Origin of the sequence: Bradyrhizobium campsiandrae (genome assembly GCF_014529705.1) — a bacterium.
Lineage (GTDB): Bacteria > Pseudomonadota > Alphaproteobacteria > Rhizobiales > Xanthobacteraceae > Bradyrhizobium > Bradyrhizobium campsiandrae.
Window position 1 is genome coordinate 128,340 of sequence record NZ_JAANIH010000017.1, and the last position, 16,318, is coordinate 144,657.

Genomic DNA, 16,318 nt, shown 5'->3' on the forward strand with positions numbered 1-16,318 from the left:
CAGGTCAGAGTACATGGCTAACGCGCGGTAAACCCGCGCGTTCAAATGCCGTCGCCGTGCAGCGCAGGCATTTTACGCATGTGCGGTACGACCATGCCAGCGGATAGGGGCTGGCATGTTGTTCAACAGAATGGAAACCGGACGGGCGTCGATCTCCGATGCCGTCTATCTGGAAGTCATCACCGGCCTTCATGGCACGACGATGCCCAACATCCTTGCGGCCGCTTGCCTTGCGATGGTTGGCGCCATCACGACCTACGAGACGGGCGATAGGGTGACAGCGGCCCTGACGGTCGCCGGGCTTGTGGTGGCCATTGTCCGCTTGTTCGAGGTTTTTGCATTCCGCCGCCGTCTTCCGCGCACGCCTCGACTCGGCCGGGCCGAGGCCGCACGCTGGGAGCGGCGCTACGTGGCCGGGACCGTCGCGACGGCCCTCATTCTCGGCCTGTTCGCCGCGCGCAGCATCGTGCTGGGTGACGCGCTCTGCTGCGTGATGGCCGTCGGCATCGGCTTTGGCTTCGGCGCAGGCGTGGTGGCGCGCCTCGCGCTGCGCCCGGTCGCGGCGCTACTCGATCTGATCGCCATCGCCGCGCCCGCCGCGATCGTCACCTTGCTGCAGCCCGATCTGCGCCATGTCGGACTTGGTCTGCTCATCCTGATGTATGTGGTCGCGAGCTTCGAGATGGTGCGGCTGAGCTTCAACGCCTCGATCAACCAGATCACGCTGAAGCGGCAATTCGAGCAGCTCGCGCGCATCGATCCGATGACGGGCGTTGCCAATCGCGCGGTGCTGGCGACGGACCTGCCGGCCATGCTCCAGGCCGGGACGATTGCGGTCCATACGCTCGATCTCGATCGCTTCAAGGAGGCGAATGATCGCTTCGGTCATCCGGTCGGTGACGCTCTGCTGAAGCAGGTCGCCGGGCGCCTCAGGGCGATCGCCGCGACCGACGACCTCCTGGTGCGGATGGGCGGAGACGAATTCGTCCTGGTCCAGCGCGCAGGGCTTGAGGCGGAAGCAATGGCACGGCGCATCGTGCAGTCGATCAGTGCGCCCTACGATGTCGATGGCGAGATCATCGAGCTCGGCGTGAGCATCGGCGTGGCCGTCGCGCCTGACGACGGCCGCACCGCGGAGGCGTTGCTGTCGCGCTCCGACAAGGCGCTCTATCGTGCCAAGGAAAGCCGCGGCGGCTATGTGATGGCGCGGAATCTGCGGATGGTCGAGACGTCTGCAGCCGGCTCGCCTGCCGCCGAAGAACTGGCCGCGTAAGCAGAGGTTGGAACCGCAATCGAGATGCGGTTAGATGCCTCCCCAGACAGACGAGCCGGGGAGGAGCCTGATGACCAGCACCGAAGCTGCATTGACGCCGAAGGATGCAACGCCGTCCGTGATTGCCCGGCATCGGGCGATGCTGAATGCGCTGCCGTTTTCCGACAGACGGGATTTCGATGACGCCGCGCGCGGCTTCCTCGGCACGATCGAGCACGCCGAGATCGCGAGCCCGCAAGGGCGAACGGTCTGGAGCCTGAAGCCTTACGGCTTCCTGTCCGCGGAGGAGGCGCCGCCGACGGTCAATCCCAGCCTGTGGCGGCAGTCGCGGCTCAACATGCAGCACGGCCTGTTCGAGGTGGTGCCTGGTGTCTACCAGGTGCGCGGGCTCGACATTGCCAACATGACGCTGATCGAGGGCGACAGTGGTGTCATCGTGGTCGACACCCTGACCTCGATCGAAGGCGCGCGCACCGCGCTCGATCTCTACTTCAAGCACCGCGGGTTGAAGCCGGTCGCGGCCGTGATCTTCACCCACACCCACACCGATCACTGGGGCGGCGCGCGCGGCGTGCTGGAGGAGGATGCGCTGGCGACCGTGCCGATCATCGCACCCCACCTGTTCATGGAGCACGCCGTCTCCGAGAACATCATTGCAGGACCGGCGATGCTGCGCCGGGCACAGTATCAGTTCGGACCCTTCCTCACCAAGGGGACGCGAGGGCAGGTCGATTGCGGCCTCGGCAAGACCATGGCGGCAGGCAGCGTCGCGCTGCTGCGCCCGACCGATCTGATCATGGCGACCGGCGACAAGCGCGTGATCGACGGCGTCGAATTCGAATTTCAGATGGCGCCGAACAGCGAAGCGCCGGCGGAGATGCACTTCTTCCTGCCGCGCTACAAGCTGTTGAACCTCGCCGAGAACTGCACGCATAATTTCCACAATCTGCTGCCGTTCCGCGGCGCCGACGTGCGCGATGCGCTGGCCTGGTCGAAATATCTGGGAGAGGCCTTGCAGCTGTGGGGCGGCAAGGCGGAGGCGATGTGCGGTCAGCATCACTGGCCGGTGTGGGGGCGCGAGCGGATCGACACCATGATCCGCGAGCAGCGCGACCTCTACAAATTCGCCCATGACCAGACCATCCGCCTGATGAATCACGGCCTCACTGCGGCGGAGATCGCCGAGACGATCCAGCTGCCGAGGAGTCTCGAAGGCGCCTGGCACGGCCGCGGCTATTACGGCCATATCCGCCATAACGTGAAGGCGATCTATCAGAAATATCTCGGCTGGTACGATGCCAATCCGGTCAATCTCGATCCGCTGCCCCCCGTCGCGTCGGGCAAGAAATATGTCGAGTACATGGGCGGGGCCGACGCGATCCTGGCACGCGCGCGAGCGGATTTTGACAAGGGCGAATTCCGCTTCGTGGCGCAGGCGCTCGGCCATCTCGTCTTCGCCGAGCCGGACAATGCGGCGGCGCGCGCGCTGCTGGCCGATGCGTTGGAGCAGCTTGGTTACGCCGCCGAGAGCTCGACCTGGCGCAACGCCTATCTGTTCGGCGCACAGGAGCTGCGCCAGGGCATGCCGAAGACACCGCCGCGCCCGCCGATGCCGCGCGAGACGCTGGCCGCGCTGCGCACCTCGCAGCTCTGGGACGTGCTCGGCATCCGCCTCAACGGGCCGAAGGCAGAGGGCAAGCACATCGTGCTCAACTGGAGCTTCTCGGACACCGGCGAGACGTTCGTGCTCAACCTGGAGAACTGCGCGCTGACCTATACCGAGGGTGTTCAGGCCGGACATGCCGACGCCAGCTTCACGCTGGCGCGCGCGACGCTCGACGAGGTGATCGCGAAACTGACGAGCTTTCCGGAGGCCGTCGCCGCCGGCAAGGTCAAGCTGTCAGGCAACCCCATGAAGCTCGCCGAGTTGATGGGCCTGATGGACGAGTTTCCGCGAATGTTCGAGATCGTGGAGCCGAAGCGGATGGTGGTGGTGTAGGGGCGCTCGTGCCCCGGACGCAGCGCAGCGCTTCTTCAGCGGTGCGCTGCAGAGCCGGGGCCCATGTTTCCGAGGTGTCCCCGCCGCATGGGTCCCGGCTCTGCGCAGCAACGCGAAGAGCGTTGCAGCGCGTCCGGGACACGAGAGAGTGGGCGCCCCCCTTACTCCGCGCTGCTCACCAGCTTGATCCGCGGCGCGGTGGCTTCGGTCAGGCTGCGGTAGGCGGCGAGATAGTCGAGTGCCATCCGTCGCGCGGTGAAGCGCTTCTCGAACTGCTTGCGGATCGCGGTTCGATCGAGCTGGGCGAGGCGGTTCACAACGCCGGCGGCGCTGAGCACGTCCTCGACGACGAAGCCGGTGAGCCCGTCGTCGATGATTTCAGGCACCGAGCCGCGGTTGAAGGCGACGACCGGCGTGCCGCAGGCCATGGCCTCGATCATCACGAGGCCAAACGGCTCCGGCCAGTCGATCGGCAGCAAGAGGCCGAGCGCACTGCTCAGGAAGTCGGACTTCTCATGGTCGCCGATCTCGCCGATGAAATCCACCAGCGGATTGTTCTCGATCATCGGCCTGATCAACTCGTCATAGTAATCCTGGTCGGCGCGATCGACCTTGGCCGCGATCTTCAGCGGAATGCCGCAATGGGTCGCGATCTTGATGGCACGGTCGACGCCCTTCTCCGGCGCGATGCGGCCGAGCACGGCGAGATATTCCTGGCGAGCCGGCTTCGGGGTCAGCAGATTTTCCGGCAGGCCGTGATGGATCGTCGTCACCCAATTCGCCTGCGGCACCGGACGCCGCTGCGCGTTCGAGATCGAGATGACAGGCATCTTGGAGAAGGTGTTGAAGACCGGCTGATGCTCCGGCAGATCGAGCCGGCCATGCAGCGTGGTCAGGAACGGCGTCGGCTGACGGTAGAACAGCGACCATGGATAGTAATCGAGATGGAAGTGGAGGAAGTCGAATTCCTCGTCGTCACATTTCTGCCGCACCCGCTCCAGCAGCACCATATGCAGCGCATTGGGATCGCGCACCGAACCGTCGAGACGAAGCGCCCGGGGCCATAGTGCATCCAGCTTCGCCGACGTCTGCGAGTCGCCGCTGGCGAATAGGGTCACGTCGTGGCCAAGGGCAACCAACTCCTCCGTCAGCCAATGCACCACCCGCTCGGTGCCGCCGTACAGCTTGGGTGGAACAGCCTCCGTCAACGGAGCTACCTGCGCGATGCGCATCTCACCATCTCCTTTGCGATCATATGAACGTTGAAACCCCCGCCGTGTCTGGGGCACCGGCATGCCAACAAGGGAACGTTCCCGCAGTTGCGAAGTTCCTCTCACCAAACGTTACTTATTCGACACATCGCGCGCATGTCTCGATGCTGCCATCTCCTCTTCGCAGATCGTCCGCATCTGCATGTCGTGATGACGTTGCCCGGGAACCGAGGCGAAGCGGTCGATGTTCAATCGACCAGTAAGAACAATTGAAATCATCACGACGGGGTCGATGTCACATGGATCATCTTTCTGGATATGCGCGCAGGCCATTTGCCTTTGTCTTGCGCTATCTTCGACGACGACTGGCGTCGCATCTGGTGATTCTGGGCGCTGTGGTGGCTGCGGTTGCCTGCTCGGTAGGCACGCAGTACGGGGTTAAGTCGCTCGTCGACAGCCTCTCGGCGGGAACCGCTCACGGCGGCAGTGTATGGCTGGCATTCATTTTTCTCATGTCGCTCATTGCGGCCGACAACTTTCTCTGGCGGATCGCGAGCTGGACAGCGAGCTTCACCTTCGTTCGCGTCACTGGTGACCTGCGTCGCGACATCTTCCGTCACCTGACGGGACACGCACCGAGTTATTTCTCCGATCGCATGCCGGGCATGCTGACGAGTCGCATCACGGCGACTTCGAACGCGGTGTTCACCGTCGAAAACATGTTCGTCTGGAACGTGCTGCCGCCGTGCATCGCCACGGTTGCGGCCATCATGCTGATCGGAACCGTGAGCCCCTATATGGCCGCGGGCCTGATCGTGATCGCCGGCGGGATGGTCATTGCCATGTTCCGCCTGGCTGCCGCCGGCAAGCCGTTGCATGATGATTTCGCCGACAAGGCGGCCGTCGTCGACGGCGAGATGATCGACGTCATCAGCAACATGCCGCTGGTTCGTGCCTTCTGCGGGATCAGTCACGAGCACGAACGGTTCGACGCCACGGTGAACCGGGAACTCACCGCGCGCGGGCGCAGCCTGCGTTATCTCGAGAAGCTGCGGCTCACTCATGCAGGCGTGACCGTGATCCTGACAGTGACGTTAATGGCCTGGGCGATCACGCTCTGGCAGCAGGGCGAGGCGACCACCGGCGACGTCGTGCTGGTCTGCACGCTCGGCCTCTCGATTCTCAATGCGACGCGCGACCTTGCGGTCGCGCTGGTCGACGTCACCCAGCACGTCGCGCGCCTGACCGAGGCGATCGCTACGCTCCTGGTGCCGCATGAATTGCGCGATCACCCCGAGGCCGAGCCGCTGATCAAGAGCGGCGCCGCGATCGCGTTCAACAATGTCACCTTCGGTTATCCCGGCGCCGAGAAGATCTTCGAGCGTTTCAGCCTGCGCTTGCAGCCGGGCCAGCGGGTTGGTCTGGTGGGCCAGTCCGGCGGCGGCAAGTCGACTCTGTTCACGCTGATGCAGCGCTTCTACGACGTGGACGAAGGCAGCATCACCATCGACGGTCAGGACATCTCCAAGGTGACGCAGCTCAGCCTGCGCGAGGCGATCTCCGTCGTTCCGCAGGACATATCGCTGTTCCATCGCTCGATCAGAGAGAACATCCGATATGGCCGGCCGAACGCGACCGACGACGAGGTGCTGCGCGCGGCGATCGCGGCGCGCTGCGATTTCATCGACAGCCTGCCTGAAGGTCTCGACACCATGGTCGGCGATCGCGGGGTGAAGATGTCCGGCGGCCAGCGCCAGCGCATCGCGATCGCGCGTGCCTTCGTGAAGGACGCGCCGATCCTGCTGCTCGATGAGGCGACCGCGGCGCTCGACAGCGAATCCGAGGAGGCGATCCGCGAGGCCTTGAGCCGGCTGATGCGCGGCCGTACCGTGATCGCGATCGCGCATCGCCTGGCGACGCTGCGCAATTTCGACCGTGTGATCGTGCTCAAGAACGGCAAGATCATCGAGGATGGCGCGCCTGATCGGCTGATGCAGGGCCACGGTCCGTATCGTGAGCTGGTGACGCAGGAAATGAGCCGGCTCGCGAAGGTCGCCGCGTAGACCCGATCGTTGCGTTTGCGTTGATCGCGTTCGACAGACAAGACGCAGGGGAGCAACTCATGGCAGCCGAAGCCGTCACCAAGATCATTTCGGTATCGCAGACGGTCGAGACCGTCGCGGAGCAGGCGTTCTACATTCCGATGACGGGGCCCGCCGCGCGGCCTCGGCGGTCGCTCAAGCACGACGACACGTTCATCGTTCTGGACAGCCATGGCGACATCGGTGCGTCGGCCGGCGGGCCGGATGGCCTGTTCAACCATGACACGCGCTATCTGGCGCGGCTGGAGCTGGTGCTCGACGATCTCCAGCCGCTATTGCTCGGCTCGAACCTGCGCGACGACAATTCGGGCCTGACGGTCGATCTCACCAACCCCGATATCTACCGCCAGGGCCGGCTCGTCCTGCAGAAGGACCTGCTGCACATCGTGCGCACGATCTTCCTGTGGCGCGGCACGGCGTATCAGCGCATCGGGCTGCAGAACCACGGCGAGCAGCCGGCCTCCTTCGAGCTGACGCTGCTGTTCGACAATGATTTCGCCGATCTGTTCGAGGTGCGCGGCGAACGGCGGCCGCGTCGCGGCACCGGCACCAGCAGGCTGATCGGGCCGACCGACGTGCTGTTCGAATATCGTGGCCTCGACGATGCCGAGCGCACCACCGGCCTGCACTTCGATCCGCGTCCGACACGGCTCTCGGTCAATGCCGCGACCTGGCAGCTCGAGCTGGATCCGCACGAGGCGAAGTCGCTGTTCGTTGCCGTCTCCTGCAACCGGCCGGTCGGGGAAAAGCCGGCGCGCTTCTTCAGAGGACTGCTGGCGCATCGCCGCGAGATGCGGCAGTCGACCATCGGCGCGGCCAGCATCGAGACCTCCAACAACATCTTCAACGAGGTGCTGTGCCAGGCCATGGCCGACCTCAACATGCTGATGACGGAAACGCCGCAGGGGCGTTATCCCTATGCCGGCATTCCCTGGTATTCGACGACGTTCGGTCGCGACGGCCTGATCACCGCGCTGCAAATGCTGTGGGTCGATCCGCGGGTGGCGAAGGGCGTGCTGCGGCGGCTCGCGCATTTCCAGGCCAAATCCGTCGATCCGCTCGCCGACGCCGCGCCCGGCAAGATCCTGCACGAGATGCGCGGCGGCGAGATGGCGGCGCTGCGCGAAGTGCCGTTCTCGCAATATTACGGCAGCGTGGATTCGACCGCCCTGTTCGTCCTGCTTGCGGGGCGCTATTTCGAGCGCACCGGCGACGAGCAGACATTGGCCGAGCTGTGGCCTGCAATCGAGGCGGGGCTCGCCTGGATCGACGGCCCGGGCGATCCCGATCAGGACGGCTTCGTCGAATACCAGCGCGCGACCGAGAAGGGACTCGCCAACCAGGGCTGGAAAGACTCCTACGACGCCATCTTCCACGCCGACGGCAAGCTCGCGGAAGGCAATATCGCGCTCGCCGAGGTGCAGGGCTATGTCTACATGGCCAAGCAGCTTGCCGCACGATGCGCGGTGAAGCTCGGCAAGGCCGATCTCGCCAGCAAGCTCGAGGCGGAGGCCAGGGCGCTGGCCGAACGCTTCGAGAACGCGTTCTGGTGCGAGGAGCTTGGCACCTATGCACTCGCGCTCGACGGTCAGAAGCGGCGATGCGAGGTCCGCACCTCGAATGCCGGGCAGGTGCTGTTCAGCGGCATGATCCGCGAGGACCGCGCCCGTCTCGTTGCGGCGGATCTGATGCAGCCGCATTTCTTCTCGGGCTGGGGCATTCGCACGGTCGCGCGCGGCGAGGTCCGCTACAATCCGATGTCGTATCACGACGGGTCGATCTGGCCGCACGACAATGCGCTGATCGCGCTGGGCCTCGCGCATTACGGCCTGAAGCACGCGGTCGCGCACGTGTTCAAGGGTCTGTTCGATGCCGCGACCTATATGGATCTGCGCCGGCTGCCGGAATTGTTCTGCGGCTTTCGCCGCGAGAAGCGGCGCGGTCCGACGCTCTATCCGGTCGCCTGTGCGCCGCAGGCCTGGGCCAGTGCGACGCCATTCACGCTGCTGGAGGCGGCGCTCGGCATCGAGTTCGACGTCGCGCGCTGCGAAATTCGTCTGCGCAATCCGCATCTGCCGGCGTTCCTGAACGAGGTCATCCTGCGCGACCTGCGCCTCGGCGAATCCAGCGTCGATTTGCGCGTCAGCCGCCACGGCCAGGACGTGGCGCTGGAGGTGCTGCGCACGCGCGGCCGGATCCAGGTGTCGATCGTGCTGGCGCATTAGCGCGCATTGCGAGGAGGGTTCATGCGTACCGTCCGATGGCTGGTCCTGAGCACGGCGATCGTCGCGGGACTGACGGTTGCCGTATCGCGTGCTGCCGAGGAGCTGCCCGCGGCGACGAACGAGGCGAACGCGCCGCCGACGATTCCGCCGCCGGCCTCGGTCGTGCCGGTGACGCCGAAGGACGCCGCACCGCCGCCGTCGGTGACCATCATCGGCGCCAGCGACGCCCACGGCGTGCTCGGCCGCGACGTGCGCAGCGCGGCGGACGAGGACATGGGTCACATCGTCGATGTCATCGTCGACCTGACAGGTCATGTCCGGGCCGCGGTGATCGACTTCGGCGGTTTCCTCGGCGTCGGCAGCCGCAAGATCGTGGTGGACTGGAACGCGCTTCGGTTCGGCAAGATCACCAACAAGAAGGACAGTATCACGCTGGAATTGACCAAGGCGCAGGTCGCGGCCGCGCCGGAATACAAGGAAGACACGCCGATGGTCGTGCTGGGTGCGTCCGGCAGTCTCCAGCCGCTGCAAGCCATCCAGTGAGGAGGGGGGAGGGCTGACCGCCTGTGCTCTTGTCGAGGAAGCCTGATCATGAGAAGGGCGAGGGACGCGTTGAACAGGACAACGTCGCCGCGCCCGTCCTTGCGGGCATACCCGCGCCGTCGCGCCGCAGCCTGCGCGGTCTCGACTGGTTCATCTTCTTTCTCGCCGACGTGCAGACCGGCTTCGGTCCTTTCATCGCCGTTTATCTGACGACGCAGAAATGGACGCAGGTCGAGATCGGCTTCGTGCTGTCGATCGGCGGCATCGTCGCGCTGATCGGCCAGATGCCGGGCGGCGCCATCATCGACGCCGCCAAATCGGAACGGCTGGTCGCAGCGCTCGCGATCGCGACCATCGGCTGCTGTGCGCTCGCCTATGCGGCGATGCCGATCTTCGCCGTCGTGGTGACGGCCGCCACGCTGCATGCGGCGGCGAGCTGCGTGCTGGGTCCGGCGATCGCCGCGATCAGCCTCGGCCTTGTCGGCCCGCTCGCGATCGGCGAGCGGCTGGGCCGCAACGCCCGCTTTGCCTCGCTCGGCAACGGCGTTGCCGCCGCGGTGATGGGCACGGCCGGATATCTGCTGTCGAGCCGTTCGGTGTTCCTGGTGACCTTCCTGCTCGCGATCCCGACCCTGATCGCGCTGTCGCGCATCCGGGAGGAGGAGGTCGACATCGCGCGCTGCCACGGCGAGATGCCGCGCGAGGCACCCGAGCCCGGCGACACCAATATCTGGCATCTGATCCGGCAGCGGCCGCTCATCGTCTTTGCCCTCAGCGTGTTGCTGCTGCAGCTGGCCAATGCCTCGATGATGCCGCTGATGGCAAGCGCGGTGACGGCGCGCTCGAGCCAGTGGGCGACGGTGCTGGTGGCTTTCTGCATTGTCGTGCCGCAGGCGATCGTGGCGCTGCTGTCGCCGAGCGTCGGACGCAAGGCCCAGGCGTGGGGGCGGCGTCCGCTGCTGCTGATCGGGTTCGGCGCGCTGGCGATTCGCGGGGTGCTGTTTGCGACCGTGCGTGATCCCTATCTGCTGGTCGCGGTGCAGGTGTTCGACGGCATCACCGCGGCGGTCTTCGCGGTGATGATTCCGCTGATCGTCGCGGACGTCGCGTTCGGCAGCGGGCACTTCAATCTGGCCCAGGGCATCGTCGGCACCGCGACCGGCATCGGTGCTTCCTTGAGCACGGCGCTCGGCGGCTATGTCAGCGACAAGTTCGGCAATGCCACGGCTTTCTTCGGCCTGGCAAGCGTCGCTGCGACCGGGCTGCTCCTGATTCTCTTCGTGATGCCGGAAACCCGGCGCGCGGGCATGGCCGCGGCAAAAGAAATGGCCGGCTGAACGAAGTCGGCCGGCCAAGTTGGTAGGGAGGACGAAAAGCTCAGGCGTCGAGATTGTGCAGGCGCTGGCGGTTGCGCAGCACGATCTGGCGGGCGCCGGAGAAGCCGAGAATGCCCTGGGCATGAAGCTGCGACAGCGCGCGGGAGACGGTTTCAAGGGTGAGGCCGAGATAGTCGCCAATGTCGCGGCGGCACATCGGCAGCGCCATCATGCCGGCAACGGCGAGGCGGCGGTCCATTTCGAGCAGGAAGGTCGCAACCCGCTCCATCGCGGTCTTGCGGCCGAGCAGCAGCATGTGGTCTTCGGCGTGACGCAGCTCGCCGGCCGTCATGGCCCAGAGCTTGCGGGCGACGACAACGTCGGTGCCGGCAGCCTTCTCGAGGCTGGTCCGCTTCACCAGACGCACGCTGGTGTCGATGATGGCTTCGGCGGCGAGGCGATGGGTCGCGCCGGATTCGAGGCCGAACACGTCGCCTGGAAGGTGGAAAGCGCCGATCTGGCGGCGGCCGTCGGAGAGCAGCTTGTAGCTGCGGACCGCGCCGGAGACGACCTGGTAGACATATTCCGCCGGCTCGTCCTCACCGTAGATCTCTTCGTCCTTGCGATAGGAGAACTCGGTGGCAACCAGACCGACATGGCCGGTGATCGCGCCGAACTGGTCGGTAACGGGATGGGCGGGGGCAATCTTGCCACCGATTTGGGTGTTGATCGCCTGGGTGTTGATCGTCTGGGTCAGCATCTGCGCCATCTCCGTTGTGATGGCGCTTTCCTACGCGGTATCGGGTGCTTCGAAAATTTCGCGAGATATCTTAAGGGGGGTGCCTTACGTAGAATTCCGTAGGTCAGGGGGCCGATCCAGGTCAGTCAGGGTCGTGCGCCGGTTAGCGCGGTCGGTCCTGGATGGCGCGGCGGATGCGTTTGACCAGGTTGTCGTCGAGAAGAGGCTTCAAAACCACCTCTTTGACGCCAGCCGCCGCCGCCCGGGCCGAGATATTGCCGTCCGGATAGCCCGTGATCAGGATCACCGGGGTATCGCCGCTGGACTGACGCAGCCGGCCGGCGAGCTCGATGCCGTTGATATCGGGCATCTTGTAGTCGATCACGTAGCAGTCCGCGCCCGATGGGCTCGTCGCGTTGAGCAGTGCCGTGGCGTTCCGGAAGGTCCGCACGGCAAAGCCGTCGGTTTCCAGCAGGAAGCGCAGCGATCCCAGCACGGCGTCATCGTCGTCCACCACGTAGACGACGGGCTGTGCGGGCAAAGCCATTGGCAGCTGCCGAGGGTGCGAGCCGATCTCGATCATTCTGATCGACTACCACAGACGGAAAGTCCGGCCTTGACTTGTCTCAATCCTTCAGCATGCCGGCGCGCATGGCCATCCGCACCAATTCCGAGAGGCTGTTGGCCTGCATCTTGGTCATGACATTGGCGCGGTACACCTCGATGGTGCGCGGGCTGATGTCGTACTCGCGGGCGATCAGCTTGTTGGAGAGCCCCGCCACCAACCCCTCCATGACCTGGCGCTCCCTCGGGCTCAAGGAGGCGACGCGGGCGGCGATATCCTGGGCGACGGCCTCGCTCTTGGCCGCGGGCTCTGCCTGGCGGATGGCGGTCTCGATCATGGCGGTCAGGCGGTCGTCCTCGAACGGCTTTTCCAGGAAGTCGACGGCGCCGAGCTTCATCGCCTCGACTGCGAGCGGCACGTCACCGTGGCCGGTCATCATCAGGATGGGAAATGGCGAGTTCTGGTCCTTCAACAGCTTCAAGAGCTCGATTCCGTCGAGGCCCGGCATCCTGATGTCGGAGACGATGCAGCCGAAGGCAAGGCCGGGCAGGGCGTCGAGGAAGGATTGCGCGTTGTCGAACAACGCGACGCCGTAGCCCGCGGAATCCAGCAGGAAGCTGAGCGAGTCCCGCATCGCCTCGTCGTCGTCGATGACGTAAACATGTCCCTTGGTCGTCATTGATCAGCTCTCGTCGGCTGCTGGCAGGGTGAAACGGAATGTCGCACCGCCCGAGGCGTTGTTCTCGGCCACCATGCGGCCGCTGTGAGCCTCGATGATCGAGCGGCTGATCGACAATCCCACGCCCATGCCGGTCTCTTTGGTGGTGAAGAAGGTCTGGAACAAGTTCGGAAGCACATCGTCCCGGAAGCCGGAGCCGGTGTCCGACACCTCCACCTCGATCATGTCATCGCCGATGCGCTTGTTGGCGACGACGAGCTCGCGCTGCGGCGACTGCGCCATCGCTTCCAGCGCGTTGCGGAACAGGTTGACCAGCACCTGCTGGATCTGCACCCGGTCGGCGAGCACAAGATCGGCGTCGGAATCGAGATTGAAGCGGAGCTGCACGTTCTGCTCGCGTGCACCGGCGAGCCCGAGCGCACCGGCTTCCTCGATCAGTTTCGACAGGCTTTCGATCCGCTTCTCGGATTCGCCGCGGGCGACGAAATCGCGCAGCCGCCGGATGATCTGACCGGCACGCAGCGCCTGCTCCGAGGCGCGATCCAGCGCGCTTTCGATCTTCTGCGTGTTCGGGTTCTCGATGCCGGCGAGCAATCGCCGCGATCCCTTCATGTAGTTGCTGATCGCTGCCAGCGGCTGGTTGATCTCGTGGGCAAGCGCGGAGGCCATCTCGCCCATCGCGGTCAGCCGCGAGACGTGCAGGAGCTCGGATTGCAGTTCCTGGAGCCGCGCCTGGGTCTGCTGGTGCTCGGTAAGGTCGCGGACGAAGCCGGTGAAGTGGGGCTCGCCACCCGACTGCATCTCGCCGATCGACAGATGCATCGGGAAGGTGGTCCCGTCGCGGCGCCTGCCGGTCACGATGCGGCCGATGCCGATGATGTGCGGATCATTCGTGCTGCGATAGCGCGCGATGTAGCTGTCGTGGCGGGCGCGGTCCGGCTCCGGCATCAGGATGCTGACGTTCTGGCCGATCGCCTCGTGTTCGGACCAGCCGAACAGTCGTTCGGCCGCCGTGCTGAACAGCTGGATGATGCCGCGACCGTCGATGACGATCATGGCATCGGGAATGGTGTGAAGGATGGAGCGAAGGTGGGTCTCGCGCGTCCGCAGCGCGTCCTCGACCTGCTTCTCCTCGTCGATGTCGAGGAAGATGCCGCTGAGATGCCGGGCGAGGCCGGCCTCATCCTTGATCAGACCGGCGCGAGCCCTGATCCATTTGCCGCGGTCGGACGTCCCGGCAGTCCTGAAGGTGACGTCGAAGCCGCCGCTGTGCTCGGTGACCTGCCTGATCGCAGCTTCGACGTGTTCGCGGTCCTCGGACGCAAGACGCGACAGAAACAGGGCGTAGCTGGCCGGCTGGCCCTGCTCGATTCCGAGCAGCATCCGCGCGGTTTCCGACCATTCCAGCTCGCGTGTCGCGAGGTCGAGATCCCACGTGCCGACGCCGAATCCTTCGATTCGGACCCGGAAATGCTCGCCGCGATGATCGTCGGACGGGTGCGTTACGCGGGTCGGCGACAAGCGATGCTCCTGGTCCTGATGCGGTGGCTCCGGATGCGGATACCATTTTGCCGCAATGTCGCCAACCCCGGCTAAAGGCATAGTCCGTCGCTCGTGCAGGCCGTAATGGCGCCCACCCTAATCCGTCGCCTGCCCTGGGCGAGGTCGCGCCCGCAGCCCTGCCATTGATCTATCTCATCTCTCGTCATGCGGGCAGGGGTACAGTTGTTCGGAAGCGAGGGCACTGGAGAAAACCACATGACATACGCGACCGTGATGGTCAGCCTGGCGCTGGATCAGCCCAATCATGCGCGTCTTGAGGTCGCGGGCGAGCTTGCCGAGCGATTCGAGGCGGCGATCGTTGGAATCGCGGCAGCGCGCTTCGCCCCGCCACTTTATTTCACGGATGGCGCCGAAGCCCAGCGACTGATCGACCAGGAGGAGAATTCCATCAAGCGGCAGCTTGCCGATCTGGAGGCGCAATTCCGCGCCGCGACCAGGACGCGCGGCGGGCAGGCGGAATGGCGCAGCGCCATGGATTTTCCCGAACGCTTCGTCGTGGCGCAGGCGCGCTGTGCCGACATCGTCGTCAGCGGCGGCCAGAGCCCGACCTTCTCCGATGCTTTTTCGCTGGTGAGCCCGCGGGATCTGGTGATGCAGATCGGCCGACCGTTGCTGGTCGTGCCCGATCGAACCAACTGGCTCAACCTGCGCAGCGTGCTGGTGGCGTGGAAGGACACGCCCGAGGCGCGGCGGGCGGTGGCCGGCGCGCTGCCGATGTTGCGCAAGGCCAAGGACGTCGTCGTCGTCGAGATTCCGGAAGCCGGCGATAACCACTCGGCGGTGATGACTCACGTCAGCGACGTCGCGGCCTGGCTCGCCCGTCACGGCATCACCGCGACGGCTAACGTTCCGGAGGCGAGGAACGAAAGCGCGGCCGCGCAATTGGAGAGCGTCGCCGGTGAGGTCGGAGCTGGCTTGATCGTCGCTGGTGCCTACGGACATTCCCGCTTCCGCGAGCTGATTCTCGGTGGCGTCACTGAATATCTCGTCACGCAGACCGAACGCTGCGTGCTGTTGTCGCACTGATAGCAAGCCCCTGAAGGCAGGGCTCTTGAACGCAAGTCGTCGAAGGCCTGGCCGGCAGAGAATGATCGATGAGGACGCGCCGTGTACAAATTTCTTGAGCAGACCGTCGAAGGTTACATGACGCGCAACGTCAGGACGGTGCAGCGTGACCAAAATCTCCTCGCGCTCAGTGAGATGTTCGAGCAGGACGATTTCAACTCCTATCCGGTCGAGGACGACGGGCAGGTCGTCGGCATCGTCACCAAATTCGACATCCTGAAGTGCTTCGCGTTCACGCCGAGCCAGATGCTGCCGCGCTATCACGACCTGATGAGCCGCAAGATCGGCGACGTCATGACGCCGGAATTCATCTATGTCAGTCCCGACACGCGGCTGACGCGCGTGCTCCAGATCATGGTCGAGCACCGTATCCGCAGCATCATCGTGCTCGACAGCACTCAGAAGCTGGTCGGAATCGTCGCGCGCGAGGATGTCATCGCGGCGTTGAAGGCGACCGCGAACGATTGACGACCCCTCCTTGAACTCTGCGCGTCCGACCTCCGTGATGTCACGGGGGTCGCGGCGCGCCTTGTGGTCGAGGGAGTCCCCAAGCGGTTGAGATCGCATGAGGATCGGCGAAGGCCGGACATTAACAGAAATCCATCTATCTTGATTTCAATCAATTCCCCGCGAGGGTGAATGTGGTTTCTGGCGGCGTGTTCTTTCAGAGAGAATCCGCGATGCCTCAGCCCTCCACTTCCAAATCAATGACCGTCGGCGAAAGCGGCCTGGCGCTCGTATTCGCGGTCACAGCCTTCCTCTGCGTGATCGCCGCCGCCAAGGCGCTCGACGCGCCCTTTGCTTTCCATGCCGCGCTCGGCGCGGCGGCAAGCTTGGCCGCGGTGTTCTTCATCATCAACAATTACTACGACCGCCCCGCGGTATTGCCCGCCGAGGAGATCAACGGCCGCCCGAACTACAATATGGGCCCGATCAAGTTCTCTTCCTTCATGGCAATGTTTTGGGGCATCGCGGGCTTCCTGGTGGGCCTGATCATTGCTTCGCAGCTTGCCTGGCCGGCGCTGAACTTTGATCTGC

The 16,318-nt window shown here is 64.8% G+C and carries 14 protein-coding genes and 1 pseudogene; 9 read left to right on the forward strand and 6 right to left on the reverse strand.

Going from position 1 to position 16,318, the window contains the following annotated elements:
* Positions 1 to 115 precede the first annotated feature (115 nt).
* On the forward strand, positions 116 to 1,273 hold the full coding sequence (locus G8O24_RS15320) for a GGDEF domain-containing protein (RefSeq protein ID WP_188100566.1): 1,158 nt from the start codon (positions 116 to 118) through the stop codon (positions 1,271 to 1,273).
* A 70-nt stretch (positions 1,274 to 1,343) separates the two neighbouring features.
* Positions 1,344 to 3,272 (forward strand): alkyl/aryl-sulfatase, encoded by a 1,929-nt coding sequence (locus G8O24_RS15325; protein ID WP_188100567.1) that lies wholly within the window; start codon positions 1,344 to 1,346, stop codon positions 3,270 to 3,272.
* 161 nt (positions 3,273 to 3,433) lie between these two features.
* Here the strand turns inward: G8O24_RS15325 and G8O24_RS15330 are convergent, their stop codons facing one another.
* Together G8O24_RS15330 and G8O24_RS15335 are read right to left on the reverse strand one after the other, a co-directional pair.
* The gene (locus tag G8O24_RS15330) at positions 3,434 to 4,504 is read right to left on the reverse strand and encodes a glycosyltransferase family 4 protein (protein WP_188100569.1); all 1,071 of its coding nucleotides are present in this window, start codon (positions 4,502 to 4,504) and stop codon (positions 3,434 to 3,436) included.
* A gap of 111 nt (positions 4,505 to 4,615) precedes the next feature.
* Positions 4,616 to 4,816, reverse strand: coding sequence for a hypothetical protein (locus tag G8O24_RS15335; protein WP_188100609.1), 201 nt, complete (start codon positions 4,814 to 4,816; stop codon positions 4,616 to 4,618).
* Between G8O24_RS15335 and G8O24_RS15340 the strand changes: the two genes are divergently transcribed.
* The 4 genes from G8O24_RS15340 to G8O24_RS15355 are packed head-to-tail and all read left to right on the forward strand — an operon-like array spanning position 4,783 to position 10,690.
* Positions 4,783 to 6,546 (forward strand): ABC transporter ATP-binding protein, encoded by a 1,764-nt coding sequence (locus G8O24_RS15340; RefSeq protein WP_188100571.1) that lies wholly within the window; start codon positions 4,783 to 4,785, stop codon positions 6,544 to 6,546. The genes G8O24_RS15335 and G8O24_RS15340 overlap by 34 nt on opposite strands.
* Positions 6,547 to 6,605: 59 nt before the next feature.
* Positions 6,606 to 8,810 (forward strand): amylo-alpha-1,6-glucosidase, encoded by a 2,205-nt coding sequence (locus G8O24_RS15345; protein ID WP_188100573.1) that lies wholly within the window; start codon positions 6,606 to 6,608, stop codon positions 8,808 to 8,810.
* A gap of 21 nt (positions 8,811 to 8,831) precedes the next feature.
* On the forward strand, positions 8,832 to 9,353 hold the full coding sequence (locus G8O24_RS15350; RefSeq protein WP_188100575.1) for a PRC-barrel domain-containing protein: 522 nt from the start codon (positions 8,832 to 8,834) through the stop codon (positions 9,351 to 9,353).
* 23 nt (positions 9,354 to 9,376) lie between these two features.
* Complete coding sequence (locus tag G8O24_RS15355) at positions 9,377 to 10,690, forward strand: MFS transporter (RefSeq protein ID WP_188100577.1); 1,314 nt, start codon at positions 9,377 to 9,379, stop codon at positions 10,688 to 10,690.
* Between the two features lie 40 nt (positions 10,691 to 10,730).
* Here G8O24_RS15355 and G8O24_RS15360 read toward each other — a convergent pair whose 3' ends face one another.
* From G8O24_RS15360 to fixL, 4 genes are all read right to left on the reverse strand, one after another.
* The gene (locus G8O24_RS15360; protein ID WP_188100579.1) at positions 10,731 to 11,429 is read right to left on the reverse strand and encodes a helix-turn-helix domain-containing protein; all 699 of its coding nucleotides are present in this window, start codon (positions 11,427 to 11,429) and stop codon (positions 10,731 to 10,733) included.
* Between the two features lie 142 nt (positions 11,430 to 11,571).
* Entirely contained in the window at positions 11,572 to 11,991 is a 420-nt protein-coding gene (locus G8O24_RS15365; protein WP_188100581.1) for a response regulator, read from the reverse strand.
* A gap of 43 nt (positions 11,992 to 12,034) precedes the next feature.
* A complete protein-coding gene (gene fixJ / locus G8O24_RS15370; RefSeq protein WP_188100582.1) occupies positions 12,035 to 12,652 on the reverse strand; it encodes a response regulator FixJ in 618 nt (205 codons plus the stop codon).
* Between the two features lie 3 nt (positions 12,653 to 12,655).
* A complete protein-coding gene (fixL, locus tag G8O24_RS15375) occupies positions 12,656 to 14,173 on the reverse strand; it encodes a sensor protein FixL (RefSeq protein WP_188100584.1) in 1,518 nt (505 codons plus the stop codon).
* A gap of 237 nt (positions 14,174 to 14,410) precedes the next feature.
* On the opposite strand from fixL, the gene G8O24_RS15380 reads away from it, so the two are divergent.
* From G8O24_RS15380 to G8O24_RS15390, 3 genes and pseudogenes are all read left to right on the forward strand, one after another.
* Positions 14,411 to 15,241, forward strand: coding sequence for a universal stress protein (locus tag G8O24_RS15380; protein WP_188100586.1), 831 nt, complete (start codon positions 14,411 to 14,413; stop codon positions 15,239 to 15,241).
* A gap of 81 nt (positions 15,242 to 15,322) precedes the next feature.
* Positions 15,323 to 15,748, forward strand: coding sequence for a CBS domain-containing protein (locus G8O24_RS15385; protein WP_188100588.1), 426 nt, complete (start codon positions 15,323 to 15,325; stop codon positions 15,746 to 15,748).
* A 212-nt stretch (positions 15,749 to 15,960) separates the two neighbouring features.
* Positions 15,961 to 16,318, forward strand: a pseudogene (locus tag G8O24_RS15390) (cytochrome-c oxidase, cbb3-type subunit I); the annotation flags it as partial.

Excerpts from the sequence above, each read along its gene's own strand:
- G8O24_RS15320 (WP_188100566.1), top strand. The coding sequence starts at position 116 with ATGTTGTTCAACAGAATGGAAACCGGACGGGCGTCGATCTCCGATGCC.
- G8O24_RS15325 (WP_188100567.1), top strand. The coding sequence starts at position 1,344 with ATGACCAGCACCGAAGCTGCATTGACGCCGAAGGATGCAACGCCGTCC.
- G8O24_RS15330 (WP_188100569.1), bottom strand. The coding sequence starts at position 4,504 with ATGCGCATCGCGCAGGTAGCTCCGTTGACGGAGGCTGTTCCACCCAAG.
- G8O24_RS15340 (WP_188100571.1), top strand. The coding sequence starts at position 4,783 with ATGGATCATCTTTCTGGATATGCGCGCAGGCCATTTGCCTTTGTCTTG.
- G8O24_RS15335 (WP_188100609.1), bottom strand. The coding sequence starts at position 4,816 with ATGGCCTGCGCGCATATCCAGAAAGATGATCCATGTGACATCGACCCC.
- G8O24_RS15345 (WP_188100573.1), top strand. The coding sequence starts at position 6,606 with ATGGCAGCCGAAGCCGTCACCAAGATCATTTCGGTATCGCAGACGGTC.
- G8O24_RS15350 (WP_188100575.1), top strand. The coding sequence starts at position 8,832 with ATGCGTACCGTCCGATGGCTGGTCCTGAGCACGGCGATCGTCGCGGGA.
- G8O24_RS15360 (WP_188100579.1), bottom strand. The coding sequence starts at position 11,429 with ATGCTGACCCAGACGATCAACACCCAGGCGATCAACACCCAAATCGGT.
- G8O24_RS15365 (WP_188100581.1), bottom strand. The coding sequence starts at position 11,991 with ATGATCGAGATCGGCTCGCACCCTCGGCAGCTGCCAATGGCTTTGCCC.
- fixJ (WP_188100582.1), bottom strand. The coding sequence starts at position 12,652 with ATGACGACCAAGGGACATGTTTACGTCATCGACGACGACGAGGCGATG.
- G8O24_RS15380 (WP_188100586.1), top strand. The coding sequence starts at position 14,411 with ATGACATACGCGACCGTGATGGTCAGCCTGGCGCTGGATCAGCCCAAT.